Origin of the sequence: Gimesia panareensis (assembly GCF_007748155.1) — a bacterium.
GTDB classification, from domain to species: Bacteria; Planctomycetota; Planctomycetia; order Planctomycetales; family Planctomycetaceae; genus Gimesia; species Gimesia panareensis.
This window is the reverse complement of record NZ_CP037421.1, coordinates 4,524,056-4,544,063: the sequence shown is the minus strand read 5'-3', so window position 1 is coordinate 4,544,063 and position 20,008 is coordinate 4,524,056. Positions and strand designations below refer to the sequence as shown.

General features: G+C 52.9%; 18 protein-coding genes. 6 read left to right on the top strand and 12 right to left on the bottom strand.

All coding sequences use genetic code 11. The annotated features are described in order from the left end of the window. Positions 1-74: 74 nt before the first annotated feature. The 3 genes from Enr10x_RS16790 to Enr10x_RS16780 all read right to left on the bottom strand — a co-directional run bounded on the left by Enr10x_RS16790 (position 75) and on the right by Enr10x_RS16780 (position 4,257). The gene (locus Enr10x_RS16790; protein WP_145450760.1) at positions 75-467 is read right to left on the bottom strand and encodes a hypothetical protein; all 393 of its coding nucleotides are present in this window, start codon (positions 465-467) and stop codon (positions 75-77) included. Positions 468-597: 130 nt separating this feature from the next. Then, complete coding sequence (mutS, locus tag Enr10x_RS16785; RefSeq protein ID WP_145450759.1) at positions 598-3,198, bottom strand: DNA mismatch repair protein MutS; 2,601 nt, start codon at positions 3,196-3,198, stop codon at positions 598-600. Positions 3,199-3,240: 42 nt separating this feature from the next. Then, complete coding sequence (locus Enr10x_RS16780) at positions 3,241-4,257, bottom strand: ribose-phosphate diphosphokinase (protein WP_197997258.1); 1,017 nt, start codon at positions 4,255-4,257, stop codon at positions 3,241-3,243. A 358-nt stretch (positions 4,258-4,615) separates the two neighbouring features. Between Enr10x_RS16780 and serC the strand changes: the two genes are divergently transcribed. Both serC and Enr10x_RS16770 read left to right on the top strand, forming a co-directional pair. Then, the gene (serC, locus tag Enr10x_RS16775; RefSeq protein WP_145450758.1) at positions 4,616-5,701 is read left to right on the top strand and encodes a 3-phosphoserine/phosphohydroxythreonine transaminase; all 1,086 of its coding nucleotides are present in this window, start codon (positions 4,616-4,618) and stop codon (positions 5,699-5,701) included. After that, complete coding sequence (locus Enr10x_RS16770; RefSeq protein WP_145450757.1) at positions 5,698-6,456, top strand: phosphorylase family protein; 759 nt, start codon at positions 5,698-5,700, stop codon at positions 6,454-6,456. Before serC ends, Enr10x_RS16770 begins: the two co-directional genes overlap by 4 nt. Here Enr10x_RS16770 and Enr10x_RS16765 read toward each other — a convergent pair. From Enr10x_RS16765 to Enr10x_RS16750, 4 genes are all read right to left on the bottom strand, one after another. Further along, positions 6,453-7,388, bottom strand: a complete 936-nt coding sequence (locus tag Enr10x_RS16765) for a DUF1559 family PulG-like putative transporter (protein ID WP_145450756.1) — start codon at positions 7,386-7,388, stop codon at positions 6,453-6,455. The genes Enr10x_RS16770 and Enr10x_RS16765 overlap by 4 nt on opposite strands. Positions 7,389-7,409: 21 nt before the next feature. Next, positions 7,410-8,342, bottom strand: a complete 933-nt coding sequence (locus Enr10x_RS16760) for a DUF1559 family PulG-like putative transporter (protein WP_145450755.1) — start codon at positions 8,340-8,342, stop codon at positions 7,410-7,412. 168 nt (positions 8,343-8,510) lie between these two features. Beyond that, positions 8,511-9,368 (bottom strand): DUF1559 family PulG-like putative transporter, encoded by an 858-nt coding sequence (locus tag Enr10x_RS16755; protein WP_145450754.1) that lies wholly within the window; start codon positions 9,366-9,368, stop codon positions 8,511-8,513. 110 nt (positions 9,369-9,478) lie between these two features. Further along, a complete protein-coding gene (locus Enr10x_RS16750) occupies positions 9,479-10,447 on the bottom strand; it encodes a DUF1559 family PulG-like putative transporter (RefSeq protein WP_145450753.1) in 969 nt (322 codons plus the stop codon). Positions 10,448-10,656: 209 nt separating this feature from the next. On the opposite strand from Enr10x_RS16750, the gene Enr10x_RS16745 reads away from it, so the two are divergent. From Enr10x_RS16745 to Enr10x_RS16735, 3 genes are read left to right on the top strand one after another with little or no spacing between them, the layout of a single operon-like run. Next, positions 10,657-11,460, top strand: coding sequence for a creatininase family protein (locus Enr10x_RS16745; protein ID WP_197997257.1), 804 nt, complete (start codon positions 10,657-10,659; stop codon positions 11,458-11,460). Positions 11,461-11,479: 19 nt separating this feature from the next. Next, positions 11,480-13,210 carry a CRTAC1 family protein gene (locus Enr10x_RS16740; RefSeq protein ID WP_197997256.1) on the top strand — a complete coding sequence of 577 codons (1,731 nt, stop codon included), beginning with the start codon at positions 11,480-11,482 and terminating at the stop codon, positions 13,208-13,210. After that, positions 13,207-14,331, top strand: coding sequence for a tetratricopeptide repeat protein (locus Enr10x_RS16735; RefSeq protein ID WP_145450751.1), 1,125 nt, complete (start codon positions 13,207-13,209; stop codon positions 14,329-14,331). The genes Enr10x_RS16740 and Enr10x_RS16735 overlap by 4 nt, the downstream gene beginning before the upstream one ends. Positions 14,332-14,336: 5 nt before the next feature. Here the strand turns inward: Enr10x_RS16735 and Enr10x_RS16730 are convergent, their stop codons facing one another. The 5 genes from Enr10x_RS16730 to Enr10x_RS16710 all read right to left on the bottom strand — a co-directional run bounded on the left by Enr10x_RS16730 (position 14,337) and on the right by Enr10x_RS16710 (position 18,140). Then, the gene (locus Enr10x_RS16730) at positions 14,337-14,720 is read right to left on the bottom strand and encodes an Hsp20/alpha crystallin family protein (protein ID WP_145110184.1); all 384 of its coding nucleotides are present in this window, start codon (positions 14,718-14,720) and stop codon (positions 14,337-14,339) included. 9 nt (positions 14,721-14,729) lie between these two features. Then, positions 14,730-15,185, bottom strand: coding sequence for an Hsp20/alpha crystallin family protein (locus Enr10x_RS16725; protein ID WP_145110180.1), 456 nt, complete (start codon positions 15,183-15,185; stop codon positions 14,730-14,732). Positions 15,186-15,442: 257 nt separating this feature from the next. Then, positions 15,443-15,679 (bottom strand): hypothetical protein, encoded by a 237-nt coding sequence (locus Enr10x_RS16720; protein WP_145450750.1) that lies wholly within the window; start codon positions 15,677-15,679, stop codon positions 15,443-15,445. Next, positions 15,680-17,074: an MFS transporter gene (locus Enr10x_RS16715; RefSeq protein WP_145110174.1), complete on the bottom strand. Its 1,395-nt coding sequence runs from the start codon at positions 17,072-17,074 to the stop codon at positions 15,680-15,682. It lies immediately after the preceding gene. Between the two features lie 58 nt (positions 17,075-17,132). Then, positions 17,133-18,140: a 3-keto-disaccharide hydrolase gene (locus Enr10x_RS16710; protein ID WP_145450749.1), complete on the bottom strand. Its 1,008-nt coding sequence runs from the start codon at positions 18,138-18,140 to the stop codon at positions 17,133-17,135. Between the two features lie 345 nt (positions 18,141-18,485). On the opposite strand from Enr10x_RS16710, the gene Enr10x_RS16705 reads away from it, so the two are divergent. Next, complete coding sequence (locus Enr10x_RS16705) at positions 18,486-19,895, top strand: tetratricopeptide repeat protein (RefSeq protein ID WP_145450748.1); 1,410 nt, start codon at positions 18,486-18,488, stop codon at positions 19,893-19,895. Positions 19,896-20,008 lie beyond the last annotated feature (113 nt).

Below are 20,008 nucleotides of genomic sequence, written 5' to 3'. Positions count from 1 at the left end.
GCTTCGGTAATCAGGAAAAGGAAAGGCGTGATCTCCGAGAGGATCACGCCTTTTTCAGGGAACAGAGACAGAAATCAGTTTTTCTTTTTTGCCGCTTTCTTTTTTTCGATTTGAGCCAGGATTTCTCCCAGGATCGATTTTTGTGAGGTGGTCAAAACTTCTGCACACTCGGCATCTTTTTTGGCATTCAGTTCAGCCAGCTGTTTTTTAAGACTGTCGATTTGTGATTTGTAGTCAGTCTGAATTTTATAGATCTTCTCGCGTTGGGTGTCCGAGAGATTCAGTTTGCCGTAGTGATTCGGGAGTCGAACCTTGCGCTTGGCTGGAGCGGCCTTGGTTTCTTTCGCGCTCGCCTTAGCAGGAGTATCTTCCTTTTTTTGGGCAGGTACGCGATCAATCGTACAGATGGCGAGTACGATCACAGTGGACAAAATGACCAATGACTTCAGAGCACGCTGGTGATACATGATTTCTCCCTATTTAACTACGGTTGAAACTAAGTGACAGGCCCACACTGGGTCGCATGTATATTATTGTGTACATGCGAGATCTTGTAGTTCAACCGTAATCAGGCAGGTAAATCAGAAAATATGGAAATCAGTTCAGTTGCTCGCGAATGCGATAGAGTTCTTCCAGAGCCGCCAGGGGAGTCATTTCGTCCACATTCAAGTCGCGGATTTCGTCCAGCACGGGATGGGGCGTGTTACCAAACAGCGAGAGTTGCTGATGCGTGGACTGTTTCTGTTTACGGGGAGGAATTGTGGTTTGGCCACTATCGTCGACGTGGTCTTTTTCCAGAGTCGTCAGAATCTGATTGGCACGTTGAATGACCAGGTCAGGAATGCCGGCCAGTCGGGCCACATGGATGCCGTAGCTCTTGTTGGCTGAGCCCTCGACAATTTTGTGCAGGAAGACGATTTCACCATCCTGCTCGTGAACAGCGACATTCCAGTTGCTGGCCTGTTTCAGTGACTGTGTCAGTTCAGTGAGCTCATGGTAATGTGTGGCAAACAGTGTTCGCGCTTTGATCTGGTCGTGGAGAAACTCGGTCATCGACCAGGCCAGAGAGATCCCATCATAGGTACTCGTACCCCGTCCAATTTCATCCAGAATGACCAGACTCCGGTCCGAAGCAGAATTCAGAATGCGAGCGGCCTCCGTCATTTCGACCATGAAAGTACTCTGGCCCTTACTGAGCTCGTCGCTGGCACCAACGCGGGCAAAGATCCGGTCTGCGATGCCGATGCGTGCTTCGCTGGCAGGGATGAAGGAACCGATCTGGGCCATTAGAGTCAGCAACGCTGCCTGGCGGATATAGGTACTCTTACCCGCCATGTTGGGGCCTGTGATGATTTGCACGCGGCCATAGGGCTCACCCAGCAGCACATCATTAGGCACGAATTCTCCCGAGGGCTGCAGCCGGTCCAGGACAGGGTGCCGACTCTCACGGATGTCGAGCACCGGATCGGTCGTCATTTCAGGTCGCGTGTATCCGGCATGTGTTGCCAGATAAGCCAGCCCGAACAGAACGTCGATTTGAGCCAGAACTTCTGCCGTCCGCTGGGTCCGCGTGGCTTCCTTTGCGACTCGGTCCCGTAGCGAATCGAACATGGTCTGTTCCAGCTCTATCGCACGTTCTTCCGCCTTGAGGACTTTTTCTTCGTATTCCTTCAATTCAGGCGTGATGTACCGTTCCTGGTTTTTCAGTGTCTGTTTACGGATATAGTGTTCGGGAACTTTCGCGGCATGAGCGGCTGAGACTTCGAGGTAATAGCCGAAAACCTTATTGTAACCAACTTTCAGATTGGAGATGCCCACCCGTTCGGCTTCGTCATTACGGTAACTGGCAATCCATTCCTTCCCCCCTTTGGAGAGCGAACGCAGCTCATCCAACTCATCACTGAACCCCGGTCGGATGACGCCTCCCTCATTCAGCGTCAGGGGCGGATCTTCGATGAGCATCGTTTCAATATCGTTTCGCACCTCGGCACAAAGGTCGATGCCTGTTTCCAGAGACTGCAGCAGTTCCGCTTTGCGTCCGGATAGTTTCGCCTTGAGCTTGGGCAGCAGGGCCAGCGTTTGCGCCAGGAAGCTGAGGTCTCGGGCACTGGCTCTGCCCGTAGCGATGCGGGCTGTCAGACGCTGTAGATCGTAGGTTTTTGAGAGCTGTTCCCGTACGTCATTGCAGAGTACGGGATCCTGTGAGATCTCTTCGACTGAGTCGAGTCGTTTCTGGATTTCGGGCAGGCTGGTCAGCGGATTCGCAATCCAGTCGTTGAGCAGCCGGGCTCCCATGGAAGTGACGGTCTCATCGAGCACCGAGATCAGACTGCCTTCCCGCTTTCCTTCCCGGATTGTCCGTGTCAGCTCCAGACTACGGCGGGTGGCCTCGTCAATCAACAGGCGATCGCCCCGTTCGTATGGTTCGATCTGGTTAATGTGAGGAATCGCACTTCGCTGGGTTTCCTGAACATATTCCAGCAGCGCACCCGCGGCGGTGATGGCGGGGGTGCCTTGTTCCAGATTGAAACCTTCCAGGGTTTTGGTACCGAAATGTTCGAGCAGACGTTTTTCGCATTCATCTTCTGCAAACGACCAGGAAGGGCGCTCCGTGAGCATGGTTTCCAGATGACCGATGGCATTCTGCAAAGCCGTGTTGCCTTCCGCGAAAATACACTCGGCGGGATGAATCCGGGCCAGTTCGTCGACCAGATGTTCGGCAGTCGTGTTGGACGTCAGGAACCGGCCGGTGGAAAGTTCCAGCCAGGCCAAACCGATGTCGCTTTTACCAAAGTAGATGCTGGCCAGGAAGTTGTTCTCATGCGGGTCGAGCAGTGCATCGTCGGTCAGAGTCCCGGGAGTGACTACGCGGGTTACCTCGCGTTTGACCATCCCTTTGGCTTTTTTGGGATCTTCTACCTGATCGCAGATGGATGCTCGGTAACCGGCATGGATCAGCTTGTAGAGATAACTGTCGAGCGAATGGTGGGGGAACCCGGCCATCGGAATCGGATTACTCGATGACTTATCGCGACTCGTGAGCGTGATCCCCAGAATGCGGGCTGCGATCTCGGCATCTTCATGGAACAGTTCGTAGAAGTCGCCCATCCGAAACAACAACAGTGTTCCCGGATTCTGGCGCTTGACTTCCAGATACCGTTCCATCATCGGGGTCAGCTTCTTGCCTGTTTTTGCCATACGTCCTGATTTTCTCTTCCAGTGAGCTACTTCGGTTTGGAACTACTTTTTCGGTCGCTTTTCCGGAAACAGTGTGCTGACGCTGGTCCGGTCATGGATGGACCTGATCGCAGCAGCAAAGGAATGGGCAACCGAGATGACTTCAATATTATCCGGCAGAGGATCGATCTGTGCCTCAATGGTATTGGTCATGAACATCTTTTTCAAAGGACTCTGCCCGATTCGTTCGGCGGCCCCTTTGGATAATACGCCATGTGTGACTGCCGCGTAGATGTCTTTGGCACCTTTCTTTTTCAGCAGTTCCGCCATACTGATCAGGGTGCGTCCCGTGATGGTGAAATCGTCGACGAGGATCACGTTTTTGCCCTCAACTTCACCGATGACTTCCAGCACTTCGACCGTTTCCGTGTGATCTTTCCTCATCTTATTTCCAATGACGACCGGCGCACCCAGCAGCTTGGCGAAATCGGACGCTTCCTTGGCAAAGCCGACGTCGGGGCTGCAGACGACCAGATCTTCAATTTTGAGTCTGCGGATATGTTCGCTGATGACGTGCCGCCCGTAAAGATGATCAACGGGCACGGAGAAAAAGCCCTGAATCTGGGGACTGTGCAAATCCATAGTCAGCACGCGGTCGGCTCCCGCAACTTCGATCGCATCCGCACAAACGCGAGCCCGGATGGAAACGCGGGGCTCGTCTTTCTTGTCTCCCTTGGCATAGCTGAAGAAGGGGATGACCGCGGTGACCTGCTGGGCACTGGCCCGTTTGAGGGCATCGATCCAGAACAGAAGTTCCACAAAGTTGTCGTTCACCGGTGAGTGGACCCCCTGGATGATATATACATCGCGTCCGCGGACGTTTTCCAGGATACGGACGAAAATATTCCCTTCACTGAACTGGTGCGCCTCACAAGGGGTCAGGCGGATGCCTAACTCATCAGCAATCGCTTGTGCGAGAGCCGGATTGCCTGAACCGGCCATGATGGTCAGGTCGCCCTGGGGAGGTTGAAAAGACTGGACGCGGGGCCCTCGGGATAATGGATTGGGAGATTGTGACATTAAATAACAGATCAATCAAACGGGGCAATTGCTTGCCGAAAACATGACTATTGGTCCAGCGAACCTGAATCGACAGGCCAGTGACGCCAACGAGCGGGCGGATCACTTCAGGTTACCTGTGATTCCAGGTCTGAAAAGACACTATTCCTGGGAATTCTGGATTATTTGGCTTCGCTCCATTTATGAAGAAAACCAGACTCCATAATATCGATGCTGAATGGCAACACAAGCGAACGCGCGCCATTATCCTCAAGGATGCTTCCAAGAGGAAGAGTCTCGTCGGTATTATTGACACCACTCTGGTTACTCAGGGCGAAGCCCATATTTTTCGCCCGCAAATGATGTTGAGATATCTAAAATGACAGAAAGAATTTACAACTTTTCTGCGGGACCAGCAGCGCTCCCATTACCCGTTCTCGAGCAGGCTCAGAAAGATCTGATTTCACTGGGCGATACCGGCATCGGGATTCTGGAGCACTCACACCGCAGCAAAGCGTTCCTGGCTGTGTACGAAGCTGCTGAAGCCCTCTGCCGTGAAGTCGCTGCAGTACCTGATAATTATAAAGTTCTGTTTCTGCAGGGGGGAGCCTCGACCCAGTTCTTCATGGTTCCGATGAACCTGCTCTCCAAAGATCAGACTGCCGACTATCTCGTCACCGGTTCCTGGTCGAAAAAAGCAGTCAAAGAAGCCAAACTGTTCGGCAACGTCAACATTGCCTGCAGCAGTGAAGATCAGAACTTCTCTTATATCCCGGAAGAAGTCGCTTTCAGCGATAACCCGGCTTACGTGCATTTCACTTCGAATAACACGATCTACGGGACCGAGTTTGCCAGCGAGCCTGCCGCTCCCGGCGATGCACCGCTGGTCTGCGACGCCAGCAGTGATATCTTCTCGCGCCCGATCGACATCTCGAAATACGGGATCGTCTACGCCGGTGCTCAGAAGAACCTGGGCCCCAGCGGTGTGACCCTGGTTATCATCCGTGACAATCTGATCGAGCAGGGACCGAGCGACATTCCGACCATGTTACAGTATCGCACACACTCCGAAGCGGGTTCCATGTTCAATACACCGCCGACCTTCGGGATTTATATCCTGGCACAGGTCCTGCAGTGGCTGAAGGACCAGGGCGGACTGGAAGCGATGCAGCAGAAAAACCAGGCGAAAGCGGGTAAACTGTATGATTACCTGGAACAGAGCAAGCTGTTTAACGCGACTGCTGCGAAGAAAGACCGTTCGCTGATGAACGTGACGTTCGTCACCGGAGACGCCGATCTGGATGCGAAGTTCATCGCCCAGGCGACTGCCGCCGGACTGGACGGTCTGAAAGGACACCGCAGTGTCGGGGGCATGCGTGCCAGTATCTATAACGCCTTCCCTGAAGCGGGTGTGGATAAGTTAATCGAGATGATGAGTCAGTTCGAACAGGAACACGCCTCTTGAATCAACCCCAAGTCGATAAAGCACATGCGGATATAGGGCTGGTCTGTGCTCTGCCGATGGAGATCCAGCCGTTTCTGGATCGGTGTGAGCACGTCAAAAAGTACACCGGCGGTTCGTATGTGTTTCGGGGCGGTTTTCTGGATCGAATCAAAGTCGCAGTGGTGCAGACGGGAGTGGGGTTTGCCCGCGCCCGTGCTGCCACCCAGGCATTGATCGACGCGCACTCGCCTCCCTGGGTGCTCTCGGTAGGATTCTCGGGAGCATTGCAACCCGGGATGAAAGTGGGTGATATTGTTGTTGCGACTTCCGTCTGTGATCTGCACGGACAGGAACTGAAGAACGACGTGCATTTCCCGGAAGATCCGGAACACGGGCTCTATGTCGGACGGATTCTCAATGCCGACGAAATCGTGAGGACGGTTGAGGAAAAACAGAAACTGGCCGCGCAGTTTGAAGCATTGGCAGTCGATCTGGAGAGCCTCGCGGTCGCGCAGGTCTGTCAGGCGGAGAAGCGGGGGTTCATGGCCATCCGGGCCATCAGCGATGACTGCTCAGTCGATTTGCCCCAGGAAGTGCTCTCCATTTTAGGGGAGACCGGTGCCGTCCGTGCCGGAGCCGCCCTGGGGGCGGTGTTCAAGCGGCCGGAAAGCATCAAGGAAATGTGGAAGATGCGCGGCGATGCCTCCCGGGCTGCCAACCGACTGGCCAGTTTTCTGGACGGCGTGGTCGTTCAGCTCTACGAAGCCCGACACTAGAAATCGCCGATATCGTCGCCTTTGTCAGGTGTGCTCAGTGCTTTGAGAACTGTGGGATCAATGTCTTCGGAGATAAACTGAACTCGTCCATCGCAGAAGAGTACGTGATTCCCACCAGGGAACAATGTTTTATTACCTGGTCCAATGATTTCAGTTGGATTTGCAAGATTGGTCGGATTGCCCCATGGCTGATAGGGAGCTCCCCGTTCCACAGCAGCGATCGTATTGGACACGCCATCAGTGATCTCTCTGAGGCGGAAGCCCTGATTGTTTTTCAATAACTTTTCATTTCCCACATAATGTGATAAAGCATAGCCTTCCGGAGAAGATTTTTCTTCGATCCAGTCAGCCTGGTATTGAGGAACCTGTTGCTGAAATACCCGCTGATTGTCAGGGGCGTTCCAGGGGAGTTCGAAATCAATCTGTTGGTATAGTCTCCGCTGATCCAGATAGGGCAGAATTAAGGACTGCCAGCTGTGCCGGGGGGCATCGTCTTCAGCGATGATTGCCCCTGGAGGGAATGTTTGATGAGCGTCATGGTACTGCAGGAGTGCAGCACCGATCTGTTTCAGATTATACTTTGATCGTGAACGGCGTGCTTCCCCCCTGGTCTGCTCAATGTGAATGACATTGAAACTGATCAGAATAAAGAACACCAGGCAGGGAAGACCGATCAGGATCGCGATGATCGGGAGCAGGGGAAGCCGTTTTCTGCTGGATGGTAGACTGGCGAAATGAATTTGCTGAATTATTTCAGCTTGCAGTTCCCGTAAGAAACCGGGGTTCCCACCTGCCGGGATGAAATAACCGGTCTCTCCCTCTCGTATCAGATCCGCCGTACTAAGCCTGCCTGTGGCATACCATTCGCGCAGTTCCTGTTTACTGTAGGGACCGGTGATTTCCTCGTCTCGTTTCAGGTACCAGTCAGCCATATAGATCAATCTTTTTGAGTTTTAAAACTCTCCCACACGCTCCCCTCCATCAGGAGTACTGAGTGCTTCCAGAAGTGCAGGATCTATGTTTTCAGAAACAAACCGCACACTGCCATCCCCCAGCAACACATGACCACCTCCCCGGTAAGGCGTTTTGTGGCCCGAGCCGATGTAGTCGACGGGATCACCAAAATTGGTGGGATCTCCCCAGGCTTTAAAATGATCCGCTGCTTCGAAGGCCACGATTGTATTCGAGGTACCATCGGTAATATCGCGAAACCGCAGCCAACTGTTTGTTCCCATTACTTTTTTGTTTGCGACATAATGCGACAGTCCAAATCCCTCGGGAGTGGTTGTTTCTTCAATCGTGGGATTCAGGTACTGGGGAATTTCCTGTTTAAACAGGCCCTGGTTCTGCTGGGCCGTCCAGGTCTCCCGAAAATCGATCCGGTTATAGAGTGGCGCCTGATCCATGAAGGGCAGGATAAAAGTCTGCCAGCTGTGATATGGTGTGCCATCTGTTTTGGTAGTACCGCCGGGAGGAAAGACACGATGTGCGTCATGGTAATTGTGCAAGGCCAGTCCAATTTGCTTCAGGTTATTTTTGGACTGCGATCGGCGGGCTGCTTCACGAGCCTGTTGTACTGCAGGCAGGAGCAGCGCCATCAGTAACATCACGAACAGGACTCCACCCCCGCCCAGGACGACGAGGACGACGATTAAAATCGTATTATTTTTTTTCGGTGCTGTCTGGCTGGATGAGGAGACGGATTCAAAATCATCCTCTTCCGGGAGCAGACCGGGGATCTGGCTGGCTTCAATAAAAGAGCCGTCTTCTCCTTTGCGGACCAGGTCAGTCGCCTGAATTTTTCCCTGCGCGGCCAGTTCTTTGACGCGTTCCTGTGTCAGAGGGCCGGCAATTTCATTACCGCGTTTGACATACCAGTTAGTCATGCTGCTGAGCTCCTTTTGAAATTGATATCAGTCTCCGTTCAGCATACCGGGCGGTGAGAGAGGGGTACAGAGCAATAGTAGAAAGTTTGTATATTTGTACGGTGAAGTAAAAGAAATGCAATCTGACTGCTGACACATCTGATAGATGTATTATTTTAAGGGCGCCGGTTAAAAATCACCGGTTGAATCATTGCTGTCCGGGGTACTCAGTGCTTTGAGAATGGCAGGATCGATGTCTCTGGAGAGGAATCGTACCGCGCCGCTCGACATCAGGGCCTGAGTTCCATCGGGGAAAGCAGAAATCTGATCCGGGCCGATGATCTGTTGCGGGTCTGCCAGTGATGCCGGATCTCCCCAGGTATGAAAATTGTTACCTCGTTCTACGGCCAGGATCGTATAGTCTCTCCCATCTGAGATACTTTCAAACGGCATGCTCTGATTTTTCTTCAGCAGCAGACTGTTCCCCACATAGTGAGACAGGGCCGTGCCATCGGGGGCGACTTTCTCTTGAATCGCGGGGTTGAGGTATTCGGGCACCTGCTGCTGAAACACTTTATAATTTTGAGGATCATTCCAGGGCCGGTCAAAATTGATCTGGTCATAGAGTTCATACTGGTCAATGTGGGGCAGGATTGAAGTCTGCCAGCCGTGATAGGGAGTGCCAGATTCCGTTTCTGTTCTACCCGGTGGTAGTACTCCAAAGGTCGAATGATAATTGTGCACAGCCAATGCGATTCGATTCAGATGCTGTTTTGATTGGGACTGATTCGTGGCCAGTCGGATACGTTCCAGGGGAGAGGTTGGAACTTCCGGCTGAGTCCGGGTCGAAACGACGTTGCTCGGACAAGCTGCCGGGTTAATTGTAGTTTGTCGGTACTTGCCTTGCAGGATGTCCTGGAAGAGGAACCACAGCAGAAGCCCGGAAAACAGACACCCTGCCAGGATGACGATCAGGGTTGCGGCAGAAGGCGTAAACTCAGTCGACTTCAATGGATCAACTGGTAACTGTTCGGAGGGAGAATTCATGATTGGCTACTCCTCGTTTTTGTCTTGCATCGAAATGGTCGTCGGTTGTTTTGAACTGATCAGTCGGGGACAGGTGAGTTCCCCTGGCTGGTCTCTGCCATAGGTTGCTTTTAAGGAAAAGCGGCTTCGTAAACTTCTACTGGTTCTCCTCCAGCGGGAGTACTCATCGCTTTGAGTACCGCAGGATCGGTACTGTCAGAAATGAATCGCCCGGCTCCGTCCGCTAAGATCACGTTTCGACCGTTGGAAAAAGGAGGCTTGTTACCGGGTCCCATGATTTGATAAGGGATAACGGCATTGGCCGGGGCGCCCCAGGGATCAAAGTTCTCTCCCGCTTCGAGTATCATAATCGTTGATGAAAGTCCGTCTGTGATCGCACCCATGTCCAGCCCCTGATCTCGATTGAACAGATTCGCATTCCCCACATAGTGCGACAACCCGTAGCCCTCTGGGGAAACGACCTCTGAGATGGCCGGATTCAAATACAGCGATAACTTCTGCTGGAAGATGTCATGATTCACAGGAGCTGACCAGGAGTGGTCAAAGTCGATCTGCTGATACAGGGCCGTTTCTCCGATATAAGGCAGAATCGCTGTCAGCCAGCCATGGCGGGGTGACTTTTCCGTCGGCCTGGCATTGACCGGAAGTCGATAACCATTTGCTGTGGAAGCATAATTGATCACTCCCAGGCCAATCAGCCTCAGCTGATTTAACGAACTGAGTCGACGGGCATAATCTCGACTCTGTTGCATTTCATGAGTCACGACATTCAGAATAAAAATAAAGAGGAAAAAACAGCCTGCCAGGGCAACAAGTTTGAAGATCAAACTCGAGGAACCACGTCTCTGCCGGGGCTCAGGAAGTGGAAGTGATTCAAGGGGGATTTCTGAATCTTCGGTATCGATGTCTGTATTGAAATTCAATTCCGGAATCTGACTGGCAGGAACAAAATCATTCGACAGACCTTCCCGCACCAGGTCCGTTTCCTGGATCTTTCCCTCAGCCGCGAATTCAATCATTTCCAGCAGGGTGAGGGGGCCGGTTGTCTTGTTTCCCGACTTGAAATACCAGTTGGACATCGGAGGAGGTCCTGCAAATGAGGGGAATGGAATTTATTGAACTGTTAAGTATACACGCGTCTCTGTCTGGAATACAGGGTCAAACAAGGATAGTCTGTTAGGAAATGCCTGATCCACACTCAAAATGAATGAGGTTGGCTGCAGGAACTGTTAACATGAGTGTTCTCGTTGAATGATCTTCAGATGACACCAAGTGAGGAGAGAACTGAGTGGCTGCTGAACCTGCCATGCGTCCCTGGATTTTATCCGAAACCAACTACGCGCATGTAAAAGAATATTCGTATGAAGTGGCGGTTCTGCCGATGGGGGCCACCGAACCACATAATCTGCATCTACCCTACGGGACTGATACTTTCGAAGCGGAAGCCATCGGCTCCCGTGTCTGCGAGGCAGCTTTTCAGCGCGGGGCAAAGGTCGTGATGTTGCCTCCCATTCCCTACGGCACCGAGACCAATCAGAGTGCTTTTCCACTGTCGATGAATGTGAATCCATCGACGCTGGGGCAAATCATTTCGGATCTGGTCGATTCCCTGGCAAATCATGGCGTGCATAAACTGCTGATTTTAAACAGCCATGGCGGAAACGATTTCAAACCGCTGCTGAGGGAGTTGCACGGTTCCACTCCGGTGCAGATCTTTCTGGCCGACTGGTTCCGGGGGACGACCGCGGACGTGAAACCTCAGATCTTCGAGAATCCCGATGATCATGCGGGCGAAATGGAAACGTCACTGGCACTGGCTTACTTCCCCCATCTGGTCGCTCGGGATCTGCAAACTGGTGCTCTACTCGCCGATGACGGGGCCACAAATCCGACCCGCTTTACCGCCGTCAATTCGGGCTGGGTCAGCATTACACGTCCCTGGCATCTGTTGACGACCAATACCGGATCCGGAAATCCCCATCAGGCGTCGGCAGAAAAAGGGGAAAAACTGATGCAGATTCTGGTCGAGCGTCTGTCCCAGTTTCTGGTGGAACTCTCCGAGGCAGAACTGGATGATCAATTTCCTTTCTAGGCTCAGATTATTCACAGGATTGTCTGAACGACTGGTCTGGGCATTCTACCTGCTGCTCATTCTGCAGTGGAACAGTCACCTGCCGATCCGGGCTGATGAGCCTGCAGGGGAGATCCTCCTGCAGGATGTCACCGCGGCCGTGCAACTGGCTTTTCAGCATCGTTCGCCTTTGACCGTCAAGCGGCACCTGCATCTGATGATGGGATCGGGAGTCGGCTGGCTCGATTATGACAATGACGGTTTTCCCGACCTGTTCTGTGGTCAGGGAGAAGAATGGGAGTCTGCGCTACGCAAGAAACAGGATACGGATCTGGAATGGTCCAACCGTCTGTTTCGCAATGCAGCAGGCACTCAATTTCAGGATGTGACACAGGTTTCCGGCCTGACGGGCTTTGGTTATGCGATGGGCATCGCTGTCGGTGACTATGATCACGATGGATTTGATGATCTGTACGTCAGCGTCTTTGGTCGCAACCAGCTGTATGCCAACAACGGTGACGGGACATTTACCGACATTTCGCAATCGGCGCACGTCGATCATCCGGGGTATGGTGCCAGCTGTACCTGGTCCGATCTGGATGGTGATGGCCTGCTGGATTTGTATATCGCCAACTACCTGGAGATCGATCGGGAGCATTATCCCATCTGCAGCCGTCGGGTAGATGGCGCACGATTTTATTTTGTCTGTCATCCCCGGTACGTGCCCGGTGAATATGATGTGATTTATCGAAATCTGGGAAATGGAAAATTTCTGGACGTTTCAAAGCAGGCAGGCCTGCATGCGGAAACTCCGCGGCAGGGACTGGGAGTCTTTGCCGCTGATTATGATCTGGATGGAGATCAGGATATTTATGTGGCCAATGATTCGGTGGCGAACCAGCTCTGGATTAATGATGGACGCGGACACTTCACCGACCAGGCCCTGATTGCAGGTCTGGCATTCAATCGGGCGGGCGACCGGGAAGCGGGAATGGGACTGGCCGGTGCCGATTATAACGGGGATGACAAACTGGATCTGTTCGTGACCAATTACTTTGGCGAAACGAATACGCTCTACCGCAACGAAGGCGAGCTCTTTTTTCTGGACGTGACTGACGAGACCGGGCTGGCTGCGCCGAGTCGTGTCCGGCTGGGGTTTGGAACATCGTTTGTGGATTTGAACAACGACGGCTGGGAAGACCTGTTTGTCGCCAACGGACATGTGCACGACCGGCTGGCGCAACTGGGGAAACGCGAGCCTTTCGAGCAGGAACCGCAACTGTTTAAGAATGAATCCGGATCCCGCTTCCGTGAGATTTCTGAGTCTGCAGGCGCTTTCTTTCAGACCAAACAAGTGGGGCGGGGGAGCGCAGTTGCTGATTTTAACCGGGACGGTCTGGCTGATCTGGCCGTCTCTCATCTGAATCAGCCACTGGTACTGCTGCAGAATCAAAGCCGCTCCGCCGGTCATAGTCTCTCCTTACAACTGGTGGGGCGAGAATCGAATCGGAGTGGGATTGGGGCGACTGTGGAAGTCAATGTCGGGAAACGAAAACTGATGCGGCTCAGGAAGGGGAGCAGCAGTTATCTATCCGCCGATGAGGGCCGGATTCTGACCGGACTGGGGGGGCATAGTGCTGCTGTGTCGGCGAAAGTTACCTGGCAAGGCGGGAAATCGGAGATCTGGACTGGATTACAGCCGGGCAGGCATTATACATTGATAGAAGGTAACAGCGACTCACAGCCATCCACTCAAAGCCACTCTGAATGATGAATACTCCGTCTGAACCGGATCAGCCTTTCGGCTCTTTTCATCCGGCCCCCAAAAAATTCTGGTCGAGCGGGACGATCGTGGCTGTATTCGGGTGTGGTGCTCTGGGCTTGTTTTTATGGTGGGGACGTGGTGAATCCATTTCTCCTACCGACTCTTCAGGTTCGCAGACTCCTGTCAAACAGAAACCGGATCAAACCCGGCAGAAGGAACTGATCGCTTATCTGCAGGCACACCCCGACGATGAATTTGCGCATTATCAGTTAGGGGAGCTGATCCGACACCGGGCTCCCTTTCAGGCACTGGAAAACTTCTCGCACGTGACGTCCCGCCATCCTCACTATTTCGATGCGGTGGCCGCCATTGCTGAAATTGCGCAGGAGCAGAATCTCCCCGAGCGGGCAAAACCGGCCCTGCAGATTCTGGTGCGTGAATTTCCGGAGCAGATCGCGTATCAGGAAGCGCTGGCGCGACTCTACCTGCAGGAAGGACGCTATCGCCGCGCCCTCAGATATGCCAGGCGTTGTGTGGAACTGGATCCGGACCAGGCAGACAATCAACTGCTGATGGCTGAGATCCTCAGGAAAGCGGGGCGAACCAGCGAAATGCTGGCGCCGCTCAAGCAGGCACTCTTTCTCGATCCCGATTCCTATCCGGCGCATTTAAGCATGGCTTATGCAGCCCTGTATACCGGAGATTTGACAACTGCGGAACGGGAAGCCCGCTGGTGCCTGGAGCAACAGCCCGATTCGACGACGGCTCTCCGCTACCTGGCTACGATCGACCGGAACCGGGGAAAACTGGAGGCCGCCCTCAAGCATATTGATGAGGCGCTCAAGATCGCCCCCCATGACTTTGACTGTCTGCTGATCAAAGCGGACCTGCTGATTTATCAGCGTAAGGGCGAGGCCGCTTATGCCCTGCTGAAGCCGCTCTATGCGGAGCACCAGACCGATCGTCATTACATTTCGGCCCTGGCCAGGGCTGCTGGTCTGACAGGAAAACGCGAGGAAGCGTTACAACTGCAGAAACAAAATCAGAGGTTGATCAAAGAAGATGATCTCCGCCCTTCTTCACTGCAGAGCGACTCGGTCGAGAAGAAGCAGTCCCAGCAGAACTGAGACTTTCAGCCGGTATTCACCTGAATCCGCCGCGGTTCTGCTTTGGGAGCTTTGGGCAGAAAGATTCGCAGCACGCCGTTTGTCAGTTTGGCCTCGATTTCGCTGTGGACGATCTCTCCACTCAAAATGAACGACCGCAGGTAATTCCCGACCTCGTATTCTTTATGAATAGGCCGTGCCCCTTCCGGGATCTGGGGTTCGACTTTCCCCAGCAGCGTCAGTTTATTGTCCTGGACCTGCAGTTCAAGCGAGCCCACAGACACACCAGGCAGGTCGGCATACAATACCAGCCCCTCATCGGTTTCATAGATATCGATAGGAGGAGTGAAGACAAACTGCTCCGGATGCGATAGCTGGTGATGTGGTTCGTTTTCGTGTGGTTGATTCATCTGAGCCTCCTATTCACCAGAGCTGACCGGGATCTGACGGGGAAGTTCCTCTTCCAGTTTGGGAAGGTGAATCTTCAGAACGCCGTCGTTGAATTCTGCAGAGAGCTGCTCATCCGAGATCCGATCCGGGATGCTGATTGAGCGTTGCCACTCCCCGAAGGTCCGTTCCCGGCGTCGAAACCGTTCTTCGGGAATGTTTTCATTTTCAGCGACCGGCGAATTGCGATGACCTTTGAGTGTCAGCACGCTGTTGGCAATCGTCAGTTCCAGGTCCTCGACTTCCATCCCCGGTAACTCTGCTGTGATCAGAAACTCATGCTCCAGTTCAAATATATTTACAGCCGGATACTGGCGGGGCATGCGAATCCCCTGCACCGAGAATTCGACACCCTGAATCAGGCGGTCGACTTCACGTTCCAGATCGCGTAACGGGTTCCAGGATTGATCCCAGCGAAAAATCGGCATGATATGATCCTCACTCTATTTCCAGACGGATAACTGTACTATGAGAAAGCAAAGGGCATACCATTTACCCATAGACAGGCTGATTTCAGAAATCAGATTGTAAGTCTATATTTCACTTCGTGTTATGTGGTATGGTTCTGTGCGCAGTCTGTGAGAATCTGAGTGAGATGTCATTCTGGCATGAAGAAACGGCGTGAATGACCAGAGCATGCCGTGCCAATTTGACAGTGTGAAACAGGCTCTCGAGAGCCGAAAGTTCACTGGTCCCATTGAATCGGCTGGATCAGTCCCAGCGCCAGCAGGACTCCAAACACGATCCCGATCAGGAATATCAGACGTAACACCCAGATCGCCCGCGCCGGCCCAAACCATTGCGTCAGCCTTTGGCCCTTGCGAGTCTCTGCAAGAAACCATTGTTCCTTGATCAGCCCCCACAGGGAAAAAGCAGCCACAAAGCCGCCGATCAGAACATTTTCTGAGATAGTAAAAGGCATTTACGACGACTCTTGAACCGGATCCATGCGCTGGGATGTATCCGTTTTGGGGAAGAGAATCCAGAACAGGACAGTGGCAAACAACGCGATCGCGGCACTGCTCAGCCAGATCCCCGGCCAGTCGCGCAGCAGGTCAATGGGATGCCCCTCCAGGTTCTTCTGGGTGAAAGCCTGAATGCCTGTCTGCGATTCGATGTTCCAGGCAGTGCGGACCAGTGCTTCTTTCCCCGGGGATGTGAAATAGTCACCAATCGATCCACTGATGAAACCGCCGGCGAACATACCCAGCCCAAACACAAACGTGCCGAAAAAGGTCTGCATACTGCCACGGGCATCCAGCGGGCAGACCTTATCGACATAGATGTAAGCAGCCGCCAGAAAACAACCGAAGCAGAGACCGTGCATCGCCTGCCCCAGGCAGGTCAGCGTCATGGCCAGAGTATACGCGTCACTGAGTGTTGAGGCATAGGCGAAGATCAGGCTGCGTACCAGGTAGGAGAGCAGGCCGACCAGCATCACCACTTTGAAACCATATTTTTTAATGCCGAATCCGAGGCCAGCCATCACAATGACTTCAAAGACCTGCCCGATCGAACTGATCCGCTGTTCCCAGGCGCCTTTCACGTCTCCCATCAGGAGCACATTTTTCAGGAAGGGACTGTTCCACTGAAAGTAGAACTTGTGCACGATCGAGATGATAAAGGCGACCAGGACGAGAACCAGGAAGTGCCGGTATTTCAGCATTTTCAGAACCTTGCCCGGTGCCAGATCTTTCTTATCGCCTTTCACAGGCGGCGTATGCGGCAGCGTTAAACAGTAAGCCGCCATGATCAGACCGGCGACACCCGCCATCGCCAGCACGATGCCTCGGCCCGTATTCAGTTCCTCACCAGAAAGCCCCCGCAGAAAGAGTCCTTCTGCCAGCCAGGCGGGGACGACAAATCCGATCGTGCCCCACAAACGAATCAGGGGAAACTCACGATCGCTGTCTTTCAGGTGCTGAAACGAGAGCGAATTGGTGAGCATCATCGTCGGAACATACAGGATCGAATACAGCACACCCAGGATGACCACGGGCCAGTAACTCTGCTGCAGAAACAGCGCCAGCATGATCACGCCACCGGAAAAATGGCAGAACGCGAGCACGCGCTCGGTTGCATAGTGGCGGTCAACAATCTGGCCGAACACAAAGGGCGCCAGTAACGGACCCACGGCCAGTGCTGCTCCAAACACACCGATCTGAAAGGCTGAGAATCCCAGCGCGTCAATCAGATAGAGTGTGATGATGGGCAGGTAACAGCCCTGCACGAAGTACTGCAGGAACATCATGACAATCAGCCGTTTTTTCAGGGTCGGCTCAGTCTGTTCCAGTGAAAGCGTCTCTGTCTCGGTCATCAGGATGCGGCCCCCGCTTGTGAAATATCGTGAGTGATTACCGTCGGAACGGTCTGGATTATTTTTCAATCACCCAGATATTGCGGAAGCGGACCGGATTCGAATGATTCTGTAAAAACAGCGGGCCGGCTGCGGACTCATCTTTGTTGGTACCACCGGGAGTAGGTTCACCAATTTCGCGATCATCGTGGATGGTAACCCCGTTGTGTTTGACCGTGATCCGGGCCTTGTCAGTCTTGTTACCATCCTTGTCATACTTGGCAGAAGTGAAATCGATGTCGTAGGTCTGCCAGGCCAGGGGAGGGAAGCACATATTGACGCTGGGAGCACCCAGTTTGTAAATCCCGCCACATTCGTTGTCTTTGCCTTCCAGGCCGAATGAATCCAGAATCTGAACTTCATAACGTCCCAGCACATAACAGCCACTGTTGCTGCGTCCCTGTCCCCGTGCCTGAGGCATGAAGGGGAGTCGGAATTCCAGGTGCAGGTGGCCGTCTTTGAATTTCTGTTTGCTGGTGACACCTTCCATCAACAGGCCGTCTTCGGTCACGCGACCATTTTTGAAATTCTTGGCGGTCTTCTCCGGATGCTTCGAGTCGAACAGCACAATCGCGCCTTCCGGGGCTGGTTTGCCCAGGGTTGGGCTTTTACGATGGACTTTATTGAGCACACCGACCTTGGTGCCTTCGGCGTCATAGATCGTTATTTTTCCATCTTCGAGATCACCCCGGCCATCTTCTGACTTGAATTTGATCGCATTACCATCCCTCACGCCTTCGGTAGTAACTTTTTTCTCCTGAGTCCAGCCATCGCCGGGCAGTCCGCCCGGATAGCCGACTGCCTGAAATTTGCCATCACCCAATGCGATCACCTGCACTCCATATTTGAGAGTGTCATCTCCCGTTCCCAGGATGCCCGAGTATTCTCCCTGAATCTGGAAATCAGGGCCGGCCTGTTCCACACTGTTAGCCGCCCATTTCGGGTCCTTGGAATCGGCGTAGTTGATCTGAGTCAGGATCAGGAACAGACAGCAGCCAGAGAGGGCGCGAATCGAAAACTGCTTCATAGTGATACTCCCAGGGTGTTTTTTGAGTCGGTCGATTGATTTTATGGAATGGGACGGGTATTCCCAGATCAATCCGGGAAGTGTTCCATTGTGCGAAGGCGACATCAGAGATGCAAGTTCAGGTCCCTGGATTCTACATGCTGGATGCGTATGAACAGTAAAATTAACTAAAACTTGTGATGGTAGGGTGTTAAAAAATCTTGTAAGATGTAACACTGAGGCGTAATAACTTATATAAGGAAAAGGTGCGGGCCCTTTGATCCGATACCCTGTAGTACAGGGATCGTGGAGGTGTCGTTCAACTCAAGGATTGATTTTGAGCATTGGGAAACTGCGGAAGAGATTATGACATCTGACAGAAATAAAAAAATCGCGGCTGACTGCTGGAGACGGGGAAACGAAGCCCTGTCAAAAGAAAACTGGGACTATTCGATCGAAATGTTCTCCACAGCCGTCAAGCTGGATCCGGGGGCACTGCTATACCGCCAGACCAAACGGGGCGCGGAACGCAAGAAGTACGGCGATAACCAGAGCGGCTCCAAGATGGGCGTTTTAAAACTCGCCGGAATCAAAACCAAAATCAAAAACGCCCGCCGGAAGAAGGACTGGGCTGGCGCCGATCAACTGGCCGAAGAAGGGCTGTCGCTGAATCCCTGGGATTCCGCTCTGAATGCAGAGATGGCAACAGCCTGCCAGAATCTGGGATATGATGATGCCGCTATTTTCGGTCTCAAAGTCGCCATTGAAAATGATAAGACCAATAAGGGCTATTATGCCGAACTGGGGACGCTCCTTGAAGAAAAGGGGGAGTACAAGTCGGCTCGCGAATGCTGGGAAATGGCACTCAAGCTCGATCCGATGGATGGAGACGCCCGCTCCAAGATTACTTCGCTGATGGCAACGGAGACCCGCGTCCGTGGCGGTTACGAAGGAGCAGACAAATCTTCGGGAGTCCGAGTCCAGTCTGCCTACGACGAAGGGCGTGCTACCCGGGAACAAAGACATCAGGCACAGAAAGGCAACGCCCCCGATGGACCAGGACAGTCCGTCGAAGCCGATCTGCAACGCTCGATTCGAAAAGAACCTGAAAACAAGGACCTCTACCTGAAACTGGGAGACTTTTATCGCCGTGAAGGCCGACTTCAGGAAGCCCGGGAGAATTATGAGAAGGCCTTTGAATTTTCCAACAGGGACGCGAATATCGGCGAACAGGTGGAAGACATCGATATCGAGATGTTGAAGGATCAGCTGACGACTGCCAAAGATGAGTTCAACCAGGACCGTGAAAATCCAGAGGCGAAAAAACAGGTGACCCTGCTCAGTAAGGCCCTGATCAAAAAGGAAATCGATGTCTTTACCAGGCGGGTCGAGCGCTATCCCGCCGATATGCGCATCAAATACGAACTGGCTCAGAGGTTTATTCGGCTCAAAAAATGGGCCTCTGCCATTCCACTGCTGCAACAGTCCGTCAAAGATACCCGAATCAGTTCGGACGCGCTCGTCGCTTTGGGAAAATGTTTCTTTGCCGACGGAAAAAAAGAGCTCGCCAAGCGGCAGTTCGAAAAAGCACTTCCCAAACTCTCTGCGGATGAAAAAGAGGACACCTTCAAGGAAGCGCATTATCTGCTGGGCCGTCTGTATGAGGAAGCGAAGCAGAAAGCCCAGGCCGCAGATCATTACAGCGAAATTCTGGCCGTGGATTACGATTATCGGGATACCCGCCAGCGCCTGGAAGACATGGAAGGGCAAGAGTAACTCTCTATCCCTTGCGTATCAGCTTTACTGGCAGTGAGTAAAAATCCTGAAAAAACCTGACTTTTGCGGCTCAAGATGGTTGGAATAACGGCTGACAGGTTGTTAAACTCCTG

Coding starts and splice junctions, on each gene's coding strand:
- Enr10x_RS16790 (WP_145450760.1), bottom strand. CDS start 467: ATGTATCACCAGCGTGCTCTGAAGTCATTGGTCATTTTGTCCACTGTG.
- mutS (WP_145450759.1), bottom strand. CDS start 3,198: ATGGCAAAAACAGGCAAGAAGCTGACCCCGATGATGGAACGGTATCTG.
- Enr10x_RS16780 (WP_197997258.1), bottom strand. CDS start 4,257: ATGTCACAATCTCCCAATCCATTATCCCGAGGGCCCCGCGTCCAGTCT.
- serC (WP_145450758.1), top strand. CDS start 4,616: ATGACAGAAAGAATTTACAACTTTTCTGCGGGACCAGCAGCGCTCCCA.
- Enr10x_RS16765 (WP_145450756.1), bottom strand. CDS start 7,388: ATGGCTGACTGGTACCTGAAACGAGACGAGGAAATCACCGGTCCCTAC.
- Enr10x_RS16760 (WP_145450755.1), bottom strand. CDS start 8,342: ATGACTAACTGGTATGTCAAACGCGGTAATGAAATTGCCGGCCCTCTG.
- Enr10x_RS16755 (WP_145450754.1), bottom strand. CDS start 9,368: ATGAATTCTCCCTCCGAACAGTTACCAGTTGATCCATTGAAGTCGACT.
- Enr10x_RS16750 (WP_145450753.1), bottom strand. CDS start 10,447: ATGTCCAACTGGTATTTCAAGTCGGGAAACAAGACAACCGGCCCCCTC.
- Enr10x_RS16735 (WP_145450751.1), top strand. CDS start 13,207: ATGATGAATACTCCGTCTGAACCGGATCAGCCTTTCGGCTCTTTTCAT.
- Enr10x_RS16730 (WP_145110184.1), bottom strand. CDS start 14,720: ATGAATCAACCACACGAAAACGAACCACATCACCAGCTATCGCATCCG.
- Enr10x_RS16725 (WP_145110180.1), bottom strand. CDS start 15,185: ATGCCGATTTTTCGCTGGGATCAATCCTGGAACCCGTTACGCGATCTG.
- Enr10x_RS16720 (WP_145450750.1), bottom strand. CDS start 15,679: ATGCCTTTTACTATCTCAGAAAATGTTCTGATCGGCGGCTTTGTGGCT.
- Enr10x_RS16715 (WP_145110174.1), bottom strand. CDS start 17,074: ATGACCGAGACAGAGACGCTTTCACTGGAACAGACTGAGCCGACCCTG.
- Enr10x_RS16710 (WP_145450749.1), bottom strand. CDS start 18,140: ATGAAGCAGTTTTCGATTCGCGCCCTCTCTGGCTGCTGTCTGTTCCTG.
- Enr10x_RS16705 (WP_145450748.1), top strand. CDS start 18,486: ATGACATCTGACAGAAATAAAAAAATCGCGGCTGACTGCTGGAGACGG.